This is a genomic window from Bacillus sp. FSL P4-0290 (assembly GCF_037975435.1).
Lineage (GTDB): Bacteria > Bacillota > Bacilli > Bacillales > Bacillaceae > Bacillus > Bacillus subtilis.
Window position 1 is genome coordinate 3,395,633 of sequence record NZ_CP150253.1, and the last position, 21,471, is coordinate 3,417,103.

The following is a 21,471-nucleotide window of genomic DNA, read 5'->3' on the forward strand; positions in this document are numbered from 1 at the left end:
GACGGAATCAAATAGAAAAATTGTATTTTCAAAGCCGAATAAAAAAAATCCCGGCTTCAAACCGGGATTTTTTCATACAGTAACTAGCTCTTTTTCATTTTTAATCAAGTCATATGTCAAGCATACAGGTTTATTTGTACGGGGATCAGTCACGATTTCGGCATCAATCTGAAATACCTGCTTTAAAATGTCCGGTGTCATGACCTCCAGAGCAGTTCCTTCCTTGATGACCGTGCCTTTTTTGAGCGCGATCATATAATGAGAAAAACGAGCTGCATGGTTAAGATCATGAATGACCATTAAAATCGTCCGCCCTTGCTCTTTGTTGAGTCTGTCAAGCAGCTGCAGAATTTCAAGCTGATGTGCAAGATCAAGATACGTTGTAGGTTCATCCAGCAGAAGCAGTTCCGTCCCTTGCGCAAGCGCCATGGCAATCCACACACGTTGACGCTGTCCGCCTGACAATGCCTCAATCGGCCGTTCAGCATATTCAGCCATGCCTGTTTCTTCAAGCGCCCATTTGATAATCCGGCGGTCTTCGTCATTTAATCTGCCGAATCCTGATTGATGCGGAAACCTGCCGTACGACACCAATTCGTGCACTGTTAGGCCGCTCGGCGCTTCAGGTGTCTGTGGAAGAATCGCCATATCTTTTGCAATGTCCTTTGTAGACATTTTATGAATCGCTTTGCCGTTTAAATAGACGGCACCTGCATGTGAACGCATAATTCTGGACATTGTTTTTAAAATCGTTGATTTCCCGCAGCCGTTCGGGCCAATTAAGGTGGTAATTTTCCCTTTAGGAATCGATATATTTAAATCCTCTACAATCACCCTGTCGCCATAACCGATTCCAAGCTGTTCCGTTGATAATGAATTCATATTCGGCCCCCTCCTCTAATTCGCTTTCATCAATAAATAAATAAAGTAAGGCGCACCTAGCACGGAAATGACAAGTCCGACCGGAATTTCTGATGGTGCCAATACATTTCTCGCCAGCGTATCAGCAAGCAAAAACAGGAATGAGCCGATGAAGGCGGAGACCGGTATCAGCGTCTGGTGACGTGGACCGGTCAGCCTTCTAGCCACATGCGGCGCGATCAATCCGAGAAACGCAATGCCCCCCGCAGCTGCCACGCATGAAGCGGCAAGAGTGACCGCTGCCAGAAGAAGAATCCGTCTTTCCCTTTCAACAGCGGTGCCCAGCCCGGTCGCCAATTGGTCTCCGAGCTGCATAATGTTCAAATAGCGTGCCTTATATAAAGTAAACAGAAGCAAGATCACAATCCAAGGGAGAATCGCCCAGATCATATTCCAGTTCGCCCCCCATATTGAGCCGGATATCCAAACCGCGGCTTGCATAAAATCGTGAGGGTCCATCTTAAGCTGAAAAATCAGCAACAGGGCATTGAATCCGGCATTCACCCCTATGCCGACTAAAATCAGCCGAATCGGTGTCACGCCTTTTTTCCATGCCAGAATATAAATGAGAAACGCAGCGAGGATTGCTCCTGCCAAAGCACTGAACGGCAGCATAAATGTTCCAAAAAAGCTGAGATCTGAAGCTGACCCTTGAAAAAAGTATATAAAAAGCACTACAGCAAGTGAACCGCCGGCGTTAATTCCGAGAATACCAGGCTCGGCAAGTTCATTTTGAGACACGCTTTGCAAAATGGCTCCAGCTACGGAGATCCCTGCTCCAACAAGCAAAGAAAGGATGATCCGGGGCAGCCTGAACTCAAATAAGACAAGTTCATCACGCGCCGTTCCTTGGCCGAAAAAGACCTGAAGCGTTTTAAGCGGTGCAATTTTGATAACGCCCAAATTGAGACTGATAAAAAAGACCACCACGATAAGCAAAAAGGTCACAGCCATTACAATGAGCGGTTTGTTTGTTTTTGTTTTCATTACAGCCCTCTCCTTTCACGACGTGCCAAATAAAAGAAAAAGGGAACGCCGATAAGAGAAGTCAGCGCGCCGACAGGCGTTTCAAAGGGCGCATTTACGAGTCTGGCCGCTATGTCAGCAAAAACAAGCAAAACAGCACCGAGCACCGCCGAGCAAGGAATGATCCACCGATAATCCACACCGACCAAAAAACGGGTAATATGCGGAATGATCAGCCCGATAAATGCAATGGTGCCGGCAATGGAAACCGCAGCTCCGGTCAGAATTACTACAATAAGCATGCCAACCAGTTTCACCGCTGATGTATATTGTCCAAGCCCTTTTGCCAGATCGTCACCGAGACTTAACACTGTAACAGACCGGGCGATGAAAAACGCGAGCGTTAAACCGACAGCCCCTGCAATAAGCAAAAGCTGGACCCCCGACCATTTCACACCCGCTACCCCGCCTGCGTACCAAAAGCTGATATCCTGAGCGACATCAAAGCGGATTGCAATGGCAGTTGAAATGCCGGTAAAGAAATAAGTAACTGCCGTACCCGCCAGAGCAAGCTTTACAGGCGTAAGTCTGCCCCTTGAAAACATGCCTATGCCCATTACCGTCGATGCCCCCAGCCCCGCTCCCGCAAAGGACCATAGCACAAGCCCCATTGCAGAAAGTCCGGGAAAAAAGGCAAACGCAATCGAAACCGCAAACGCAGAGCCTGATGTCACACCCATAATCGAAGGCTCTGCCAAAGGGTTTCTCGTCATCCCCTGCATGATTGCTCCCGACACTGCCAACAATGCGCCTACAAGCGCGGCAGCCGCCGTTCTCGGAAGCCGAAGATCATGTATAATTTGGTGAGATGTCTTTGTCGGCTGATAATGAAAAATGGCCTCCCATACAGTGCGCAAATGAATATCCGCTGCACCTAGGGATATGGATAAAAATGCGCCAAGGCAAAGCAGGCATAGACCTGCGATAAGGACGATGACCGCGCCATATGTCCTTGACGTCCATTGGATTTCTTCTGATGCAGTCCGTATATTTTTATGTTGACTCAACTGCCGTACTTCCTTTCTGTTACTGATAATGATTATCAATTGCTGTTTCAGTATATCACTTTTTTCAGCTGATTTAATAGAGTGTTTTGAACAAAAATGATAATGCATTTGCAAAAATATCGTGTCAACCGGCACTTGCAGTGGTATAATCACAGATGATAATGATTCTCTTTTTCATCTATCTTTTAGAAAGAAGGTATGAGATATGACCCATATATACAAGAAACTCGGAGCCGCGTTTTTTGCCCTGTTATTGATTGCAGCGCTGGCAGCCTGCGGGAATAACTCAGAAAGCAAAGGTTCTGCCTCTGATTCAAAAGGCGCAGAAACCTTTACATACAAGGCTGAAAACGGAAATGTAAAAATCCCGAAGCATCCTAAACGGGTGGTTGTCATGGCAGACGGCTATTACGGCTACTTCAAAACACTCGGCATCAACGTTGTCGGTGCGCCTGAGAATGTATTTAAAAACCCTTACTACAAAGGAAAAACCGACGGCGTCGAAAACATCGGAGACGGCACTTCGGTTGAAAAGGTCATTGATTTGAACCCTGACCTGATTATCGTCTGGACAACACAGGGCGCTGATATTAAAAAGCTTGAAAAAATTGCGCCGACTGTCGCAGTAAAATACGATAAGCTCGACAACATCGAACAACTGAAAGAATTTGCAAAAATGACGGGAACTGAAGATAAAGCTGAAAAATGGCTGGCCAAGTGGGATAAAAAAGTTGCGGCCGCTAAAACAAAAATCAAAAAAGCGGTCGGTGACAAAACCATTTCCATTATGCAAACGAACGGAAAAGACATTTACGTATTTGGTAAAGACTTTGGAAGAGGCGGAAGCATCATTTACAAAGACCTCGGCCTGCAGGCTACAAAGCTGACAAAAGAAAAAGCCATTGACCAGGGGCCAGGTTATACAAGTATTTCATTAGAGAAGCTCCCTGACTTCGCCGGAGATTACATTTTCGCGGGCCCATGGCAATCAGGCGGTGATGATGGCGGCGTTTTTGAAAGCTCCATTTGGAAGAACCTGAATGCCGTTAAAAATGGCCATGTATACAAGATGGATCCGATCGGATTCTATTTCACAGACCCGATTTCATTAGAAGGACAACTGGAGTATATTACGGAAAGCTTGACTAAATAAACAAAAGAGCCGCCTGCCCGCGGCTCTTTTGCTTATTTATAAGGAACGGCTCAATTTGAATCATATCGGATATTTTCTTTGAGCCATTCATATTAAGCTGCATCCTCATCACGATCAGTTTTTTTATGCTGGAGAGACTGAAAAACGTTTTTTGCATATTTAACGAACGGATTCCTAACAGGAGAAATTGTGATTTTATAAAAAAGACACCTGAGCAAATCAGGTGTCTTTTCATTATGCTTGTTTTTCTTTCTGGAACTTTTTACTCACAAATGGATAAACGATTAAGCCGACAAAGAATAAACCGATGCCAAGGATAAATGTCGTTAAATCTGCTGTGCCTGTTACGATAACAAACACGGAGTATGCACACGCCAGTATCGCGATCAATCCGTCTCTTACACGGGAGCCTTTCAGCTGGTCATACGTTTCACCTTTGATGACTACCTTCAAGCTGTAGATTGCAGATACCAGATACGGAATTAAATATGCAAGTGTAGCCGCTGTCGTTAAAAATGTAAATGCGTCACTTATTGTCCGGGAAATAACCGAGAAAATGAAGACCTGTGACATGACGTTTGTAATAATGAGTGCAATGACCGGACTTCCCTTTTTATTCGTTTTTGCAAAAAATGCCGGGAAATCTCCTGCTTTAGCGGCTTGGTATGGCACCTCAGAGCCAAGCAAAATCCAGCCGAGCATCGTTCCGAATAAACAAAGGATAGCCAAAAGCGCCATAATCACGCTTCCCGCGTTTCCAACAATCGCATAGAGTACATCAACAAATGGTTTTTCAGAGCCGACAAGCTTATCATGCGGCAGAACACCCATCGTAATTAAAGTCACAATAATATATATGCTCAAGGCAATCAGCAAGCCGGTAATTGTCGCACGTTTCACATCACGCTGAGAGCGCGCACGGCCGGACAGGATCACCGCGGATTCAATTCCGACAAACGCCCACAGTGTAGAAATCGCGGCGTTATGAACCTGGCCGCCAATTCCAATGCTTGTGCCGTTTTCTCCTTGAACCGGGAAATAAAAATGACCGAATAATGCCGTTTGAAACACAAACAAACCGGCAACGATAAAGAAGACAAAACCTAATACTTTAGAAAGCGTTGTGACAAAGTTTAGTTTACTTGCGCCGTTAATGCTGGCAACAAGAATCGCGTGCGTTCCCCATAACAAGATCGTACATACGGCAAACGTCAGTAATTGGCCGAGTGTCACCTCTTGCCCGCCGATCGAAAACATCTCACGTTTATCAACCAAGATCGGGAAGAACGAAGTCAAGTAACCGGCGAGACTTGTGATGATCGCCACGTTGCTGATCCAGCTCGCCACCCAGTAGCCCCACACCATTGTGAAACCGGCAGCGTTGCCTTTTTTCGGGTCAGAAAACAGCGCTCTTGCATAACTTTGCGGTCCCGCTGTCAGTTCAGGCTTGCGAATGGACAAGTGTCCGAACACAAGTGCAATCATCAGCACGCCGGCACCTGTCAAAAGCCAGGCGGACGTAGCTCCAAACGGACTCGCAATTGAAGCAAGCGAGCTCGGCAAGGAGAAAATTCCTGATCCAACCATATTTCCAACGACAAACGCCGTTAATAACCAAAAACCCCATTTTTTTGTCTGTTCCATTCCAGTACCTCCATGATTCTTTGTACGGACCAGACCCCGAGATCATATAAACGCAAAAAAAGCCTGAACAAAAGTCCATGCTTAAAGAAACACACACCCTTGATCTCCGGATAGCCCTCCGCGAAAAAGCACGCGGCAGTCCTGCACTTATTCAGATACAGTCCCAGCATAGAGAAGGATCGGCTTTCTCCACACTTCGGCGCTGATGCCTTTTACACATGTTTAACAGCCCCTGTCAGCCTAGCATGTGTGACTCATCATCCGCGCAACCTCTACCTCACTGAGAAAGAGTGAGGATTTAATTATTCAGTTACTCCCAGAAGGTTATCAAAGAAAGGATGATCTGTCAAAGGGAACAGATGGAAAATACGGATAGAGCCAAGCCCTATCCGCATGTGGTTATCGATTATTTTTCTTTTTTTGCACAGCTTCTTGAAGCGGATCATCTTTTAGAGCTGAACCAGCATCTTCAAGAGCTCCTTGGATTACGTTTTTTTCTTTTTCGGAACGTTTTCCTTTATCTTTATTAAAGAAACCCATTCGTATCACCTCTTTTAAAAAATAGGTACATGTTTAAGATGCCTCTTTCCTGAAAAATTATGCGGGATATTTTTTATCGTCCAAAGTCCTGTTGATCAAACATACATTCTCTTGATATATTTGTAATTCAGAGATTTTTTGCAAAAGATAAAAGGAGAAGCGGCAAATGACAGGAAAAACACACATCATGGGAGGCATCGCTTCTTGTACGGCAGCGGCTTATTATTATGGATTTGATCCAGTGCTTATGGCTGCGTCAGGCGCGGTTGGAGCATTAATACCCGATATCTGCCACACACAAAGCAAAATCGGGAGAAAATTTCCTATTTTATCGAAAGTGGTCAGCTCCGTTTTTGGCCATCGCACCTTTACACACAGCCTGCTGTTTATGCTCATCATGTTTTTTATCACTTCTACATACATTCCAGATAAAAACATATCAGCCGGCCTGATGATCGGAATGGCGAGCCACTTGATTCTTGACGCTTGGACGGTGAACGGAATCAAATTATTATTCCCTTCCACGATCCGCGTTCGGCTTCCATTATATATGAAGACAGGCAGTTTTTCTGAGCAGCTCGTGCTAGCCGGCCTGACCCTTGCTTCATGTTACTACTTTTATATGCTGTTTCATGGCCGCATGTTTTAAACATGAGTGCTGAGACTTGTCTGAACCGGCTGTTTTTAGTAGGTTTTACTTAAGAAGCATTTCATGCAGATGATCAAGAACACGTGAGGAGTCATATCGATGAAAGGAACCTTTTTTCACAATCAGCGGTTTTTATGTTTTTCGATCTTATTTATGTGGATCAAAACGTATGTGATATATAAACTCGGCTTTGATTTGCAAATCGATACTCTGTTGGAGGAGCTAATGCTGCTGGTCAACCCGCTCAGCTTTATTCTTCCTTTATTCGGGATCGGCCTGCTTCTAAAAGAAAACAAGCAGCGGGCCTTTTTGCTGATTGCCAATTTGGTTCTGACTGTTATCTTGATCTCTAACACGATTTTTTACGGCTTTTATATCGATTTTATTACCATTCCGGTTTTATTTCAGGCCAGCAACATGAGCGATATGGGCAGCAGTGTAAAAGAACTGTTCCATCCTCTGTTTATCGCCCTGTTTGTGGATTTGGTTTTTCTGCTGCTGTTCGCCAGAAAAACCAAACACCCACAGACAAAAGCCGCTCCCCGCACGATCAAACGGTACTATGCAGCTTCCTGCGGCATGCTTTTATGCACACTGGCACTTGCAGAAGTACAGCAGCCGAAGCTTTTGGCACATTCTTTTGACCGGGAAATGCTCGTCAAAAGCATCGGTCTGTTTCAGTTCCATATTTACGATACAATTTCTCAGACTGTTAATATCAGCGCGAAAGCTTTTGCCGATGAAGACAGTATAACTGCCATTAAAAACTACACAGAGGCTGATTACAGCAAGCCTGATCAAAGCAAATTCGGCCTTGCAAAGGGGCGCAATGTTATCTTTGTAACACTTGAATCGACCCAAAGCTTTGTTCTGAATGAAAAAGTAAATGGAAAAGAAATTACCCCTTTTATGAATGATCTCATTAAAAAAAGCTATTCCTTTGATCATTTCTATCAGCAAACAGAACAAGGAAAAACATCAGATTCAGAATTTATCGTCGCTAACTCACTGTATCCTTCCCTTAGCGGCGCCGTCTTTTTCACGAAAAGCGACCATCAATTTCATACGATGTATAAATCGCTGAAACAGCACGATTATTATTCAGCCGTCTTTCATGCTAACCATAAAACATTTTGGAACAGAGATGTCATGTACGATACGTTTGGCATTGACCGCTTTTTTGATGTTGATGATTTTCATGTCACTCCCGGGACATCGACAAGCTGGGGCTTAAAAGACAAAGAATTTTTAGAGCAGTCCGCCGAAAAGCTGAAAAGCCTGCCACAGCCGTTCTACAGCAGTTTTATCACGTTAACGAATCATTTTCCGTTTGAGATTGATGAAAAGGATCAGCTGATAGATGAATTCGATTCAAGCAGTGATCTGTTAAACCGCTATGTGACCACGGTTCGCTATGAGGATGAAGCATTGAAGCATTTTATCAAAAAACTGAAAGACGAAGGCTTATACGAAAATTCGATGATCGTATTTATGGGAGATCATTACGGCATTTCTGAAGCCCATAACGAGGCAATGGCTGAGTTTTTAGGGAAAGACGAAATCACACCGTATGACAACGTTCAGCTCCAGCGGGTGCCGTTTATCATACATATCCCGGGAATCACCGATCAAAAGCCGGAAACCATCCCTGATGCCGGGGGACAGGTCGACGTCAGGCCGACGCTGATGCATTTGCTCGGCGTTGAGACAAAAGGCGATATCCAATTCGGCAATGATTTGCTGTCGGGCGACCGCACCCCATTCGCCGTTCTGCGAAACGGCAGCTTTATTACGAACGATTATATATACACAAAGAACACGTGCTATAGCCAAAAAACAGGTGAAGTGCTGGAAGATCAGGATGCGTGCCTCCCTTATAAGGAGAAAGCAAACGAAGAACTGTCTTTCTCTGATAAAATTTTAAATGGTGACCTGCTCAGGTTTTCCGAATGAAAAAAATCCCTCTATCAAGAGGGATTTTTTACGTTTCCAATATCACCTTGCCAGTCAGCTTCGTTTCATAGCCGTTTAATTGAGACAAATTCGCCTTGTATTCCTCAGAATTCAAAATCTCCTTCACGGCCTTAAGCAGCTGCTCATGTTTTTTCAAAACGACAATATCATATTGTTCGTCGATGAGCGGGATAAAATCAACACTGCCCATATGTGCCGCGTGCTGCGCCCCGATTCCCGCGTCAGCCTGTCCGCTTGAAACTTGTGAAGCGACAGCGTAATGATCAGTCACGATATCGCCATATCCCACTACATCAGCCGGATTCACACCAAGCAAGCCAAGCTGTTCATCAAGGAGCACCCTTGCGCCAGACCCCTTTTCCCTGTTGATGATCCGGATATCGGCTCTTTTCAAGTCTTTCCAGCCTTGAATGTTTTTCGGATTCCCTTTTTGCACATACAGTCCTGCTTTGCGGAGAACGACATTGATGAGACAAAACGGTTCACCTGTCAAAATCCGTTTTACATAAGGCGCGTTATACTGGCCCGTTTCTGCATCGTACAAATGGAGGCTGACAATGTCACACTTGCCTTGATACATATCAATCAGGCTGTTTAAGCTTCCTTTGTATTTACGGAGCGGCGTCTCCTGAATGGCATTCTCCAAATGCTTGCTGAGGATATCCATCGAAATGTCCTGTCCGCTGATCATGACATTTGGTCTGCCGTCCGGCTCAGCCTCCTGCACCTGTTTCGGCGCTTCTGTTGCAGCGATGGGCTGAGACATTCTCATATTCGTTTTATATTGCTTTAAATCTTCTTCATCCACACGCATCTGCCTTCCGACACGGTAAGCAGGCAGCACGCCTTTTTTAATCAAGTCATAAACGGTCAGCTTTGATACCTTCAGCAGACCTGCAACTTCTTCTATCGTATAGGAAGAGGTTTCATTCATCATCATCACTCTCCTATTTTATTATACCTTTTCGCCGAATGTAAAAAAACCCACATAAACCAAACATAATCAGTTATAATTAGTTATATCTAATGATAAGGGGTGCAATCATGTTTAAGAAGTATTCTATTTTCATCGCAGCCTTAACTGCTTTTCTGCTTGTAGCAGGCTGTTCTTCAAACCAGTCTTCAACGGACAGCGAGAAAAAAGTAACGTTAACCATCTCAGCTGCCGCCAGCGCGCAGGATGCACTTGAGGAAATCCAAAAAAATTATGAAAAAGATCATCAAAATATAACCATCCAAGATAACTATGGCTCATCCGGCGCCTTGCAAAAACAGATTTCTCAAGGAGCAGGAGCAGATCTGTTCTTCTCAGCTGCTGAGGATAAATTTAAAAAGCTGGTGGATGATGGAGATATCGCAAAAAAAGACAGCACTGAATTAGTCGGTAATGAAATTGTGCTGGTCGTACCGAAAAACGGAGATTCACCTGTGACAAGCTTCAGCAATCTGGCTGAATCAGAAAAAATCGCTCTTGGCACTCCGGAATCCGTACCGGCAGGAGCTTATGGGAAAGAATCACTGACAAAGCTGTCTTTATGGGACAAAGTGAAGGATAAAATTGTGTATGGAAAAGACGTTCGCCAAGTTCTTTCTTATGTTGAAACCGGCAATGTAGACGCAGGTGTTGTTTATAAAACAGATGCCCTAGTCTCGAAAAAGGTCAACATTGTTGACGAGGCAAAAGCAGATACACACAGCCCAATTGTCTATCCGTTAGGAATCGTAAAAGATACAAAACACCGTAAGGAAGCGAAGGAATTTTACGAATACCTGCAATCTGATGAAGCAATGAAAGTATTTGAGAAATATGGCTTTACTGCCGAGTAGCATAAGCGCTTCAGAATTTTTCACACCCGTTGTGCTTTCCTTTCAGGTGGCGGCAGTTGCCGGAATTGTTGTCATTATTCTCGGAACACTTGCTGGAGCATGGATGTCACGGGCATCATTTTTCGGAAAAACGGCACTCGAAACATGTTTTATGCTTCCGCTCGTTCTTCCGCCTACTGTTGTCGGTTTTATTTTGATCGTCATTTTCGGAAAGCACAGCTTCATCGGACAAGCCATCGAGTGGATCTTCAAGCAGCCTGTCATTTTCACCTGGTGGGCCGCTGTGATCGCCTCGACTGTTGTAGCCTTTCCGCTTATGTATCAATCAGCCAAAACCGGATTTGCTGACATTGACCCCGATATACAAGGTGCGGCAATGGTAGACGGCGCTAGCAGATGGAAAGTGTTTATCCATATCTCCGTCCCGCTTGCCTATCCTTCATTGCTGACCGGAAGCATCCTCAGCCTAGCGCGGGCGCTCGGAGAATTTGGCGCAACACTCATGTTTGCAGGGAACATCCCCGGTGTTACGCAAACATTGCCGACGGCAATATATGTCGCATTGGATTCCGGCAACAATACCCTTGCCTGGGCGTGGGTCGTCTGTATTGTTGTCATTTCCTTTTTGATGCTGTTTTTCATTCAACAGAAAAAAACGCACTAAAAAACTCCCCGTAACGGGGAGTTTTTTGATTAAAACAGAAGCTCATCAGGATTTGGGCCGACACGCTCATCTTTATTTAATGCGTCAATTTTGTCCATGTCTTCTTGAGACAATTCGAAATCAAAAATATCAGCGTTTTCGATGATACGGTGTTCTTTAATGGATTTTGGAATGGTTACAACTCCATGCTGCAGATCCCAGCGCAAAATCACTTGAGCCACAGATTTATTGTGTTTTTCAGCAATCTGTGTCAGTACTTCGTTATCCAAAAGCTGTCCCTGCATGAGCGGAGACCACGCTTCCAGCTGAATGCCTTGCGCTTTGCAGTAATCTCTTAATTCTTTTTGCGTCAAGCGAGGGTGAAACTCAACTTGGTTCACCATCGGTTTGATTTCAGCATCTTTCAACAGCTCTTCTAAATGATGAACTTGGAAGTTGCTGACGCCGATCGCGCGAATTTTGCCGTCTTTGTACAGCGTTTCAAGCGCGCGCCATGTATCTTTATATTTATCTTTGCCAGGCCAATGGATTAAATATAAATCTAAGTAATCAAGCTGCAGTCTTTCCAGACTCTTTTCAAAGGCAGCAAGAGTTGTTTCATAGCCTTGATCTTCATTCCACACTTTTGATGTGATGAAGAGCTCTTCTCTTGCCACACCTGATTCTTTAATCCCGATGCCAACGCCTTCTTCATTTTTGTAGATCGCTGCTGTATCAATACTGCGATAGCCATTTTTAATTGCCGCTTTCACTGATTCAGTCGCTTCATTACCATTTTCTACTTTAAAAACGCCCAGACCGAACCAAGGCATTTCAACTCCGTTATGTAACTTTACAGTATCTTTTAAACTTGTTGGCACTTGAACATCCACCCTTTCACTGAAATGTAAGCGTCTATATTATCTCACATTCCTCTCAGCCGATACCAATAATACGCTTAAGACCCTCTTTTTGCTTCTTTTTTCACAGCACAGGCAAATTCAAACACTATTTTTTTCCTATTTTAACAATATTGAGATTACAAATACATTGAGCAGGGTATGCGTGTAGTGTAACCAAATGAAAACAAAGGAGGAAACAACTTGAAACGTATTCGTATCCCAATGACACTTGCTCTTGGTGCCGCTTTGACAATTGCCCCTTTGTCCTTTGCTTCCGCTGAAGAAAATCCTGCTCCGAAGATGTCGCAGACAACTGCTGCTGGAACAACTGCCGCTGATGTAGGTTTAAACGTCAACCTGGATGTACTTGGAATTGCCAACCAGATCGCTGATGCCATCAAATCCGCACAGAATAGGGATGGCTTTGTGAAAAACCTCATGGAGTCTTCCTTCTACGCGTCCGGCCAAAAATATAACGTCATGGTCTTTAATTTAAGCCAGGAATATGAAGATCATTTGAACGGTGTGCAATTTTACGGCTCAGCCGTTTACGACGGCATTACGTATGGCATTTGGGTATTTGAAGACGGAACCTTTACAAACAAAGGCGATGGCGGCTGGATCAACTGGGCCTTCAGAGGCTGGTTCGACCGGGATGGCAGCACTGTCGCATTTCATCGCCCTTAATATAAAAAAAGCTGGCGCTCTAACGCCAGCTTTTTTGCTGCATTTATTCGCCGCCTTCAAGCATGGCGGCTTCGACATCATTAATGTATTGGCGAAGCTCATGGGAGATGTCCCGGGAAATTTCTCTTTCCTCGAAAAGTGTTTGAATTTCATTTCTGATCGCCTGTACAGCCTTCAGCTTCACTTCCAGCTTCTGATTTTCAAAATGGGCGCTTGATTTCAGCTCATGATGGCTGTGCTCCAGCCTGAAAATTAACTGTTTATAGAATGTAATGACAGATAAAAACACTTCTTTATGCTCTTCCGTCTTGTGTTTTTCCAGATATTCTATCGCTGCTTTTGCCGTTTTCACTCTTGTTGCCCGTATCAATCCCGCTTCATTTAAAATCGACATCTCCGGCTTTTTATGTTCACCGAAGAAAATCCAATACATCAGCCTCTTGAGCCTTGTTTTTGATAATCCGACTTTAAACGGGTTCGCATACAAAATTTCCAACTCGTTAAATCGTTCTTGCAGCACATTTGCTGTTTCTTCCGGGATGTCTCCCCGCTCCAGCATTTTCATCAGCGCCTCTTGCTCTGCCTTAACCCCTTGGGCACGGACTTTACGCTCGTGCTTTTTGATGCGATTAGACGATGTATATTGCTGAAAACGAAGATTTTTCATTTTCTCATTGTATTCAGCTATCACCGCAAGAGAGGCCGTTTTGTTTGTCTCATTCATGTCCTCTTTAATCGTTTGAAGGGCTGTTTTGATCAATTTGCGTCTCGCCGTCAGCAGCTTCTTGTTTCGTTCCTCGTCCTCTTCTTCTTTTTCAGTCAGAATCGGCAGCACAACGGTAGCAATGACAAGCGTGCATAAAATGACGCCGGCTGCTAAAAAGAGAATCAGATTTCTTTCCGGAAACGGCGTGCCGTCCTCCAGGAAATACGGAATGGAAAAAGAACCTGCAAGCGTTACTGCTCCACGCACACCGGAAATCGAAATTAACAGCGTCGAACGAAGACCCGGTTTATAGATGTTCTGATCTTTATTAAAGAACCATTTGCCGTTCCAGAAGAACAGCACCCACAGGAATCTCAGGAGCATTAACGTAAATGTGATGACTAGGATATAGCCGATCACCTTCATGTTGCTGATGGCAGTGTCGTTAAAGATAACAGAAATAACATCAGGGATTTGCGTGCCGAGAATAACGAAGACCAGGCCGTTCAAAATAAATAAAATAATGTTCCACGTACTTGAGGAGACAATTTGCAGCTTGATCATCGTTGATTCCAGACGATCCTGTTCAACCGCATGGGTAATACCGCCAGCCACAACAGCTAAAATGCCGGAAACGCCGATTTCTTCAGCTGCCAAATAAATCACAAACGGCGTCAGAATTTGAATCAGCATATGCATCGTGACATCCTGCATGCCAAGGCGGCGCAGAAATAGGCGAAAACGAATAATCAAAAATGAAATGAGAACCCCGCACAGCAAGCCTCCGAGAGAAATAAAGACAAAGCTGACAGCCGCTTGTGCTAATGAAAATGCACCAGTCACTGCCGCTGCAATCGCAAACTTAAAGGCCACCAGACCTGATGCGTCATTCATCAGCCCCTCACCTTCCAGCAGGCGAAGAATCCCTTTTGGCATTTTCACTCTTCCTGATAATGCGCTGACAGCGACGACATCAGTCGGTGAAAGAATGGCCGCAAGTCCAAAGGCCGCTGCCAGCGGAATAGCAGGAATCATCCAGTGAATCGTGTAGCCGCCTACAATCACAGTCGCAAATACAAGGCCGAGTGCAAGCAATAAAATCGGAGCCCTTAAATTCCAAAGCTCTGCCCGCGGTGTCCTCTTTCCATCATTAAATAGCAGAGGCGCGATAAACAGAACAAAAAACAATTCGGTGTTTAATTCAAAATGAAGTCCCTGTGGAAATGAGGCGGCAAGAATCCCAAGAGCCACTTGAATCAGCGGCACCGGAATAAACGGAATAAACCGGTTCACGATATTAGAAATCGCAATAATCGTTAATAATACGAGCACAACTAAAAATATGTCCAAATGCATGACCTCCTTCGTCTGTTGTGTGTCGGCATGATGAGCCAAAAAATCTGTTTGTCTAAAAGCCCTTGAGCTAGGGTGGCCTTGCATCCGCTATGTGGTTTCGCAGGAGTTCTCTCCACACTTGTCTTCTTTTATAGTACCCTTTTTAGGGTATTTTTTCTCATGATATGCTCACAGTGAACTTTTTTGCAGCAGAGCAAATTACAGAAAAAAGAGACAGGAAGCTATTCCCTGTCTCTCTTCTTAGTTTTCTCAATCATGAAAATTCGTACCGTCAGTTGTTGCTTTAATAATGCCCGCGCGGATGACAAAGTCACCGAAATGCTCGCCTTCCTCGCGTTCTTTCGCATAGCGGGAAAGAAGGATGCGCAGCTCGCTTAAAATGTCTGCTTCACCGATGTTTTCACGGTACATTTTGCTTAAACGGCTTCCGTCAAACGCAGCGCCAAGATACATATTATATTTGCCCGGCGCCTTTCCGATAAATCCGATCTCACCGAGTGCATGACGTGCACAGCCGTTCGGACACCCTGTCATGCGAATGGTGATTTCCTGATCACGAAGGCCGTTTTCGTCAATAATCTCTTCAATCTTATCTAACAGGGTCGGCAAATAACGTTCTGCTTCGGCCATTGCCAATCCGCAGGTCGGAAGCGCGACGCATGCCATCGAGCTGCGGCGAAGTGCTGAATAGTGCTTGCCGTCAGTTAGTCCGTATTGTTCAATTAAAGCACTGATTTCTTCTTTTTTATCGCTTGAAACGTTCGCAATCATTAAGTTCTGATTGGCTGTCAGCCGGAACTCGCCTGTATGAACTTTGGCGATTTCCCGCAAGCCTGTCATCAGCTTATAATCATCGTAATCCGTTATACGGCCGCCTTCGACAAACAGCGTAAAATGCCATTTATCCTCGATGCCTTCCACCCAGCCGTAGCGGTCGCCGTTATGATCGAAATGATACGGCTTCGCTTCTTCCAGGCTCCAGCCGAGACGGTTTTCCAATTCTTCTTTTACGTTTTCTAAACCGAGGCGGTCAACTGTGTATTTGAACCGCGCATTTTTACGGACAGAACGGTTGCCGTAATCACGCTGAATCGTAATCGTTTTTTCAGCAACGTCATACATTTGCTCAGGCCGGCAGAATCCGATCACCTTGGCTAATTGCGGATATGTCGCAGTATCGCCATGCGTCATTCCCATACCGCCGCCGATTGCCACGTTAAAACCGATCAGCTTGCCATCCTCGACAATCGCAATGAATCCGAGATCTTGTGAAAAGACGTCAATATCATTAGACGGCGGAACGGCAATACCGATTTTAAACTTCCGCGGCAGATAGAGCGGTCCGTACATTGGCTCGACTTCTTCCTCCGGCGTGCCGGCAACTCTTTCCTCATCAAGCCAAATTTCATGATATGCTCTCGTCCGCGGCAGCAGATCATCACTTAATTTTTTAGACCACTCGTATACCTCTGAGTGGATTTCAGATTGATAAGGGTTTGATGCACACATGACGTTACGGTTTACGTCTCCGCAGGCTGCGATCGTATCCAAAAGTGCTGAGTGGATCGTCTGAATGGTTTTCTTCATGTTCCATTTCAGAATCCCGTGCATTTGGAACGTTTCACGTGTCGTCAATTTTAATGTGCCGTTCCCGTATTTCTGTGACAGGTCATCCATGACAAGCCATTGTTCAGGCGTCGAGACGCCCCCGGGCATACGCACGCGCAGCATGAACTGATATGCGGGCTCAAGCTTCTGCTTTTGGCGTTCATTTCGGAGGTCGCGGTCATCCTGCAAATAACTGCCGTGGTGTTTCATCAGGCGGTTATCATCATCCGGAATTCCCGCACTGATTCGATCGAGCATCACTTCTTTCAGCGTGCCGCGCAAATAATCACTTTCTTTTTTAATGCGTTCAACATCACTTGGAGAGCCGTCCGGTGCTTTTAGAATTTTGGTCACCATGTTGAAAAACTCCTTTCAAGTCAAATCAATATACATCACGCTGATAGCGTTTTTGCTGCTGCATATCGGCAAGATAAGCCTCCGCTTCTTCGCGGCTCATATTGCCTTCTTTTTCGATAATTTCAAGCAATGTGTTATGGACGTCATGCGCCATGTGCTTTTCATCTCCGCAAATGTAAACAGCCGCTCCTTCTTGAAGCCATTCAAACAATTCTGCGCTATGTTCAAGCATGCGGTGCTGCACATATACTTTTTCTTCCGTATCACGTGAGAACGCCACATCCATTTTTGTCAGCACACCGTCTTTGAGCCAATTCTGCCACTCTGTCTGGTAAAGGAAATCCGTGACAAAGTGCTGATCGCCAAAGAACATCCATGCCTTTCCTTCCGCTCCCGTCTCCTCACGCTCCTGCATAAAGGAACGGAAAGGTGCGACGCCTGTCCCAGGGCCCACCATGATAATCGGTGTTTCAGGGTCTTTCGGAAGCTTAAAGTTTTGATTGTGCTGTACATAAACCGGCAGTGTGTCTCCTGGCTGCAGACGTTCCGCGCACAAAATCGAGCAGACGCCTTTTCGTTCACGGCCGTGCGCATCGTAGCGGACTGCGCCGATTGTTAAATGCACTTCATCCGGATTTGCGGATAAACTGCTTGCAATCGAATAAAGGCGGGCAGGCATTTTTCGCAAAATCGAGACAAACTCCTGCGCAGATACACTAAATGGGCCATAGTCACGGACGAGATCAAGCAAATCGCGCCCTTCAATATAGGCTTTTACATTCTCCTCATTTCCCGGGGCTAAAAGCTCTCTAAGCTCATCGTTCCCTGTCAGCTGGGCTGCCTGTTCAAGAAGCGGTTTTGTGAGAACGGTAATCTCATAGTGAGAAATCAGCGCTTCTTTCAGCGGACGGACATCACCTTGCTTATTAAGCGTCACAATTTCTTCCGGGTCCCAATTCATTTCCTTAAGGAGCAGCTCGACAAGTTCCGGATCGTTTTCTGGATAGACGCCGAGGCTGTCACCAGGCTCGTAAGTCAGGCCTGATCCTTCAAGAGACAGCTCCACATGGCGTGTTTCTTTATTTGATCCTCTGCCGTTTAAATTTAAATTTTCTAACACTTCAGCCCGAAACGGGTTTGTTCTGGAATACGAAGACTCACCGGTTTGAGACGCAGCCGCCGGCGCAGGCGCGGCGCTTCCGCCCCCAGCTTCATTTAATCCCTTCAATACACCCTCAAGCCATTCGGCTGCCGGTTCATCATAGTCAAGATCGCAATCAACGCGCGGAGAAATCCGTTTTCCGCCGAGTTCTTCTAAGCGCTGATCAAATTCTTTCCCTGTCTGGCAGAAAAATTCGTACGAACTGTCACCAAGCGCCAAAACGGAAAAACGCAGATCTTCAAGCTTAGGCGCCCGTCTTCCGTGCAGAAATTCATGAAACGACAGCGCGTTATCAGGCGGCTCTCCTTCTCCATGCGTACTGACGACGATTAAAAGATTGGTTACCTTCTTCAGCTGATTCGGCTTAAAATCGCTCATGGATGAGACGGTCACTTGAAAACCGCTCTGTTCAAGCTGCTTGCCGGCATTTTCTGCAAGCCCCTGTGCGTTTCCCGTCTGTGAACCATAAAGAACGGTCACTTCTTTTGAAACGGCCGGTGCCGGTGCTTCCGCAGACACAGCTGCCGCCGGCGCACCCGCAGCTTCTTGGGCGGAAACAGATTGAGCGGATAAATATCCGCTCAGCCAGATTTTCTGGGATTCGGTCAAGGTCGGCAGAAGGCGGTTAAGGAGCTCTGCCTGCTCCTGATTAAACGGACTGTTCATTACCTGAAGTTGCAACGTATCCACCTCACAAAGTTATAAACTGATCGAAAATTGCATCTAATTGAACTTTACCGGAATACTAGGCTTAAGTAAAATATATTTACATGATGATAACTATTAAGAATCCTAATGATAAAACGGCTATGCTTCATGTAAATAGAAAAAAGAGAAGGACTCCCTTCTCTTCATTCAGCAATCTGATATAAGCGAGGCGGCACAGCGGTTACAAACGGACTGGCTTCACCTGTATAAAATACCGCCAGCATGTGCATCGCACGGGTGCACGCAGTATATAAAAGCCTGCGGTCGTGCACTGTATGATAGTGTTCTTCAGATGCATCATAGACAAGCACTGCGTCAAATTCAATTCCCTTTGCTAAATACACCGGAATCACGCAAACACCCTTTTGGAATGGTTGATTTTCTTTATGAATCAGGCGAACATCTGTATATTCACTCATGTGGGCGTGCGCCTGTATGCATTGCTGCGCAGTCTTGCAGATGACGGCTATTGTTTCGTGCCCTTTTTTCTTGAGCCGTCTAATTTCTTGCGCGAGCTTTTGGCAAAGGCTCTCATGTCCTTCAGTTTTGACAACGAGCGGCATTTCCCCGCTTCTATTAAACGGCTCAATATCCGCTCCATCTTGAAGCATCGCTTTGGTAAACTCGACAATCTGCCTTGTTGATCTGTATGTTCTCTTTAAACGAACATACTCAGCAGGCTCATCCTCAAAGCACGCATCCATACGCTGATCCCCGTGTATGGTATGCGCGTAGATGGACTGATTGATATCACCGAGCACTGTCATGCTGGCAGCCGGAAAAATGCTTCTCATGTAAGCCATCTGAAACGGTGAATAGTCCTGTGCTTCGTCAATAAATAGATGTTTGATCTTCGTATTTTTCTTTCTGCTCTCAATCAGATCCTGCATATAAAGAAACGGTGCCGCGTCCTCATAGAGCAATTTATTATCCGTAAATGCCGAACGGGTCAGCTGACCTATCGCATCCATCTTCTCATCCTGAAATTTTCCTCCCCAGCCAGAAAACAATTGCAAATACAGCTGTGAAACATCAAGAAATGCAAGGAGCCTGACTGCCTGCTTGAGCGGTTTGAAAGCTTTTTTCACAATGATGGCGGCAAGCAGCTGCTGCTCTCTTTGATAATCGTTAAACGTACTCTCGCTGAACCGTTTCCTTTCTTGCAGTTTTTTGTACACGTCCAAGTAGTCCTCTTTGTCAAGCAGCTCAGCTTCATGAACGACCCAATCCTTTCGCCGTTCCTTTTTCTCAAGCTTGTTAAGCTCACTCAGCAGCCACTTCGCGGTTTGCTCCATCCGATTCGGAATGGAGTGATTTTGATCCAATGAGTAAAAATAGGATTGAATTTGCTCCTTTGTGATCAGCTTTTGTCCGCGGAATATGATATTTTTAAAAATCATCCCTTCAGAGGAAAGCCGTGTGACGTATTCATTAATGAATTGCTGAAAGGATAAACCCGCCTTCCATGTGATTCCCGCGAGCCTTGTTGGAAAATCGCCTTCCTTAGTTTCGGTCAGGCAATATTCGAGCTGATCAAAGGCGCTTTCACATTTGAACTTGCGGCCAAGACGATGCTCGATATATTCCTGAAACGTCGCCTGCTCCATATTCTCTTCTCCTAACTCAGGCAAAACAGAGGATACATAGCTGTTAAATAAGAAGTTGGGAGAAAACAAAACGATTTGTCCGGCATCAATGACGCCGCGGTGCCTGTATAACAAATAAGCAACACGCTGAAGCGCAGCCGATGTTTTCCCGCTGCCAGCCGCTCCCTGCACGATCAGGATCTTGCTTTTTTCATTACGGATAATCTGATTTTGTTCTTTCTGAATCGTAGACACGATGTTTTTCATTTGGGTATCGGAGTGATGGCTTAATACCTCTTGCAGCATTTCATCGCCAATCGTCATATCGGTATTAAACATCGCCTTGAGAGTGCCGTTTTTGATCATAAACTGGCGTTTCAGCACCATTTCCCCTTCTATCGTTTCACCGGGCACCTCGTACTCCGCTTTTCCTGGAGAATAATTGTAGTACAAACTTGATATCGGCGCCCTCCAGTCATAGATCAGAAAGTGTTCCTCTTTCTCATCCAAACAGGAAGCTAAACCGATATAAATTCGCTCTGCCTCCGCCTCGCCGTTTTCAATAAAATCAATCCGGCCGAAATAAGGCGATTTTTTTAATTGATGAATTCGTTTGAGCTGCTGATCCATGCGCCGATGATTCTGTTCCCGATCAGACAACAGCTCTGCCTGCTGCTTAATGCTTGCCATCGTTTCAATCGCTTCATGGGCATCATCAAAATTAACCTTAACATCTTCCCAAAAGCTTTTTCTTAATCCGATGATATCATGCTTCAACCCGCCCGCAGACGTTTCCAGAAACCGCTCTTTTTTTTCGAGCTCCTGCAGCACCTCATCTATTCTCGACTGCTCTTCCTTCCATTCCTTATCCTGCTGATTCATGAACGGCACCTCCAGAAAATAGTTGACAAACATAGATGAAATACTGTAAAATACAATTGGATACATATATTAAATATATGATGAAAACTGGCAAAGACAATTTATCTTAGCACATTCACCCAATACCAATCAA

Annotated in this window: 17 protein-coding genes and 1 riboswitch; of the genes, 6 read left to right on the plus strand and 11 right to left on the minus strand. The window is 45.2% G+C overall.

What is annotated here, in order from left to right; translation table 11 throughout:
• Positions 1-72: 72 nt before the first annotated feature.
• Genes MKY10_RS17885 through MKY10_RS17895 form a run of 3 tightly spaced genes read right to left on the minus strand, consistent with a single transcriptional unit; the run spans position 73 to position 2,954 of the window.
• Positions 73-882 (minus strand): ABC transporter ATP-binding protein, encoded by an 810-nt coding sequence (locus MKY10_RS17885; protein WP_003243882.1) that lies wholly within the window; start codon positions 880-882, stop codon positions 73-75.
• Positions 883-897: 15 nt separating this feature from the next.
• Positions 898-1,908 (minus strand): iron ABC transporter permease, encoded by a 1,011-nt coding sequence (locus tag MKY10_RS17890; RefSeq protein WP_048655209.1) that lies wholly within the window; start codon positions 1,906-1,908, stop codon positions 898-900.
• On the minus strand, positions 1,908-2,954 hold the full coding sequence (locus MKY10_RS17895) for an iron ABC transporter permease (RefSeq protein WP_048655208.1): 1,047 nt from the start codon (positions 2,952-2,954) through the stop codon (positions 1,908-1,910). Before MKY10_RS17895 ends, MKY10_RS17890 begins: the two co-directional genes overlap by 1 nt.
• Before the next feature lie 205 nt (positions 2,955-3,159).
• On the opposite strand from MKY10_RS17895, the gene MKY10_RS17900 reads away from it, so the two are divergent.
• The gene (locus tag MKY10_RS17900) at positions 3,160-4,107 is read left to right on the plus strand and encodes an iron-hydroxamate ABC transporter substrate-binding protein (protein WP_048655207.1); all 948 of its coding nucleotides are present in this window, start codon (positions 3,160-3,162) and stop codon (positions 4,105-4,107) included.
• Positions 4,108-4,341: 234 nt separating this feature from the next.
• On the opposite strand, the gene MKY10_RS17905 is transcribed toward MKY10_RS17900, so the two are convergent.
• Positions 4,342-5,751 carry an amino acid permease gene (locus MKY10_RS17905; protein WP_003228445.1) on the minus strand — a complete coding sequence of 470 codons (1,410 nt, stop codon included), beginning with the start codon at positions 5,749-5,751 and terminating at the stop codon, positions 4,342-4,344.
• A 103-nt stretch (positions 5,752-5,854) separates the two neighbouring features.
• Positions 5,855-6,034: riboswitch (Lysine riboswitch) on the minus strand.
• Positions 6,035-6,150: 116 nt separating this feature from the next.
• On the minus strand, positions 6,151-6,291 hold the full coding sequence (gene sspJ, locus MKY10_RS17910; RefSeq protein WP_003221612.1) for a small acid-soluble spore protein SspJ: 141 nt from the start codon (positions 6,289-6,291) through the stop codon (positions 6,151-6,153).
• Between the two features lie 166 nt (positions 6,292-6,457).
• Here sspJ and MKY10_RS17915 point away from each other — a divergent pair, with 166 nt between their 5' ends.
• On the plus strand, positions 6,458-6,940 hold the full coding sequence (locus tag MKY10_RS17915) for a metal-dependent hydrolase (protein WP_003228444.1): 483 nt from the start codon (positions 6,458-6,460) through the stop codon (positions 6,938-6,940).
• 99 nt (positions 6,941-7,039) lie between these two features.
• Positions 7,040-8,893: an LTA synthase family protein gene (locus MKY10_RS17920; RefSeq protein WP_015251239.1), complete on the plus strand. Its 1,854-nt coding sequence runs from the start codon at positions 7,040-7,042 to the stop codon at positions 8,891-8,893.
• A gap of 28 nt (positions 8,894-8,921) precedes the next feature.
• Here MKY10_RS17920 and MKY10_RS17925 read toward each other — a convergent pair whose 3' ends face one another.
• Positions 8,922-9,848: a substrate-binding domain-containing protein gene (locus MKY10_RS17925; RefSeq protein WP_015251238.1), complete on the minus strand. Its 927-nt coding sequence runs from the start codon at positions 9,846-9,848 to the stop codon at positions 8,922-8,924.
• A gap of 110 nt (positions 9,849-9,958) precedes the next feature.
• On the opposite strand from MKY10_RS17925, the gene modA reads away from it, so the two are divergent.
• Together modA and modB are read left to right on the plus strand one after the other, a co-directional pair.
• Positions 9,959-10,741 (plus strand): molybdate ABC transporter substrate-binding protein, encoded by a 783-nt coding sequence (gene modA / locus MKY10_RS17930; RefSeq protein ID WP_015251237.1) that lies wholly within the window; start codon positions 9,959-9,961, stop codon positions 10,739-10,741.
• On the plus strand, positions 10,713-11,405 hold the full coding sequence (gene modB / locus MKY10_RS17935) for a molybdate ABC transporter permease subunit (protein WP_121509434.1): 693 nt from the start codon (positions 10,713-10,715) through the stop codon (positions 11,403-11,405). Before modA ends, modB begins: the two co-directional genes overlap by 29 nt.
• A gap of 29 nt (positions 11,406-11,434) precedes the next feature.
• On the opposite strand, the gene pgoN is transcribed toward modB, so the two are convergent.
• Entirely contained in the window at positions 11,435-12,265 is an 831-nt protein-coding gene (gene pgoN / locus MKY10_RS17940) for a glyoxal/methylglyoxal reductase (RefSeq protein WP_048655206.1), read from the minus strand.
• Positions 12,266-12,487: 222 nt separating this feature from the next.
• Here pgoN and yvgO point away from each other — a divergent pair, with 222 nt between their 5' ends.
• Positions 12,488-12,973: a stress response protein YvgO gene (yvgO, locus tag MKY10_RS17945; protein ID WP_014480858.1), complete on the plus strand. Its 486-nt coding sequence runs from the start codon at positions 12,488-12,490 to the stop codon at positions 12,971-12,973.
• A 43-nt stretch (positions 12,974-13,016) separates the two neighbouring features.
• On the opposite strand, the gene MKY10_RS17950 is transcribed toward yvgO, so the two are convergent.
• The 4 genes from MKY10_RS17950 to helD all read right to left on the minus strand — a co-directional run bounded on the left by MKY10_RS17950 (position 13,017) and on the right by helD (position 21,338).
• Positions 13,017-15,029, minus strand: coding sequence for a Na+/H+ antiporter (locus MKY10_RS17950; protein ID WP_048655205.1), 2,013 nt, complete (start codon positions 15,027-15,029; stop codon positions 13,017-13,019).
• A gap of 255 nt (positions 15,030-15,284) precedes the next feature.
• Positions 15,285-17,000 (minus strand): assimilatory sulfite reductase (NADPH) hemoprotein subunit, encoded by a 1,716-nt coding sequence (gene cysI, locus MKY10_RS17955; protein WP_003243849.1) that lies wholly within the window; start codon positions 16,998-17,000, stop codon positions 15,285-15,287.
• Positions 17,001-17,025: 25 nt separating this feature from the next.
• Positions 17,026-18,843 carry an assimilatory sulfite reductase (NADPH) flavoprotein subunit gene (locus tag MKY10_RS17960; RefSeq protein WP_015251233.1) on the minus strand — a complete coding sequence of 606 codons (1,818 nt, stop codon included), beginning with the start codon at positions 18,841-18,843 and terminating at the stop codon, positions 17,026-17,028.
• Between the two features lie 170 nt (positions 18,844-19,013).
• Positions 19,014-21,338: a DNA helicase IV gene (helD, locus tag MKY10_RS17965; RefSeq protein WP_048655204.1), complete on the minus strand. Its 2,325-nt coding sequence runs from the start codon at positions 21,336-21,338 to the stop codon at positions 19,014-19,016.
• Positions 21,339-21,471: the final 133 nt, after the last annotated feature.

Excerpts from the sequence above, each read along its gene's own strand:
- MKY10_RS17885 (WP_003243882.1), bottom strand. The coding sequence starts at position 882 with ATGAATTCATTATCAACGGAACAGCTTGGAATCGGTTATGGCGACAGG.
- MKY10_RS17900 (WP_048655207.1), top strand. The coding sequence starts at position 3,160 with ATGACCCATATATACAAGAAACTCGGAGCCGCGTTTTTTGCCCTGTTA.
- MKY10_RS17890 (WP_048655209.1), bottom strand. The coding sequence starts at position 1,908 with ATGAAAACAAAAACAAACAAACCGCTCATTGTAATGGCTGTGACCTTT.
- sspJ (WP_003221612.1), bottom strand. The coding sequence starts at position 6,291 with ATGGGTTTCTTTAATAAAGATAAAGGAAAACGTTCCGAAAAAGAAAAA.
- MKY10_RS17920 (WP_015251239.1), top strand. The coding sequence starts at position 7,040 with ATGAAAGGAACCTTTTTTCACAATCAGCGGTTTTTATGTTTTTCGATC.
- MKY10_RS17915 (WP_003228444.1), top strand. The coding sequence starts at position 6,458 with ATGACAGGAAAAACACACATCATGGGAGGCATCGCTTCTTGTACGGCA.
- modA (WP_015251237.1), top strand. The coding sequence starts at position 9,959 with ATGTTTAAGAAGTATTCTATTTTCATCGCAGCCTTAACTGCTTTTCTG.
- MKY10_RS17905 (WP_003228445.1), bottom strand. The coding sequence starts at position 5,751 with ATGGAACAGACAAAAAAATGGGGTTTTTGGTTATTAACGGCGTTTGTC.
- cysI (WP_003243849.1), bottom strand. The coding sequence starts at position 17,000 with ATGGTGACCAAAATTCTAAAAGCACCGGACGGCTCTCCAAGTGATGTT.
- helD (WP_048655204.1), bottom strand. The coding sequence starts at position 21,338 with ATGAATCAGCAGGATAAGGAATGGAAGGAAGAGCAGTCGAGAATAGAT.
- MKY10_RS17925 (WP_015251238.1), bottom strand. The coding sequence starts at position 9,848 with ATGAATGAAACCTCTTCCTATACGATAGAAGAAGTTGCAGGTCTGCTG.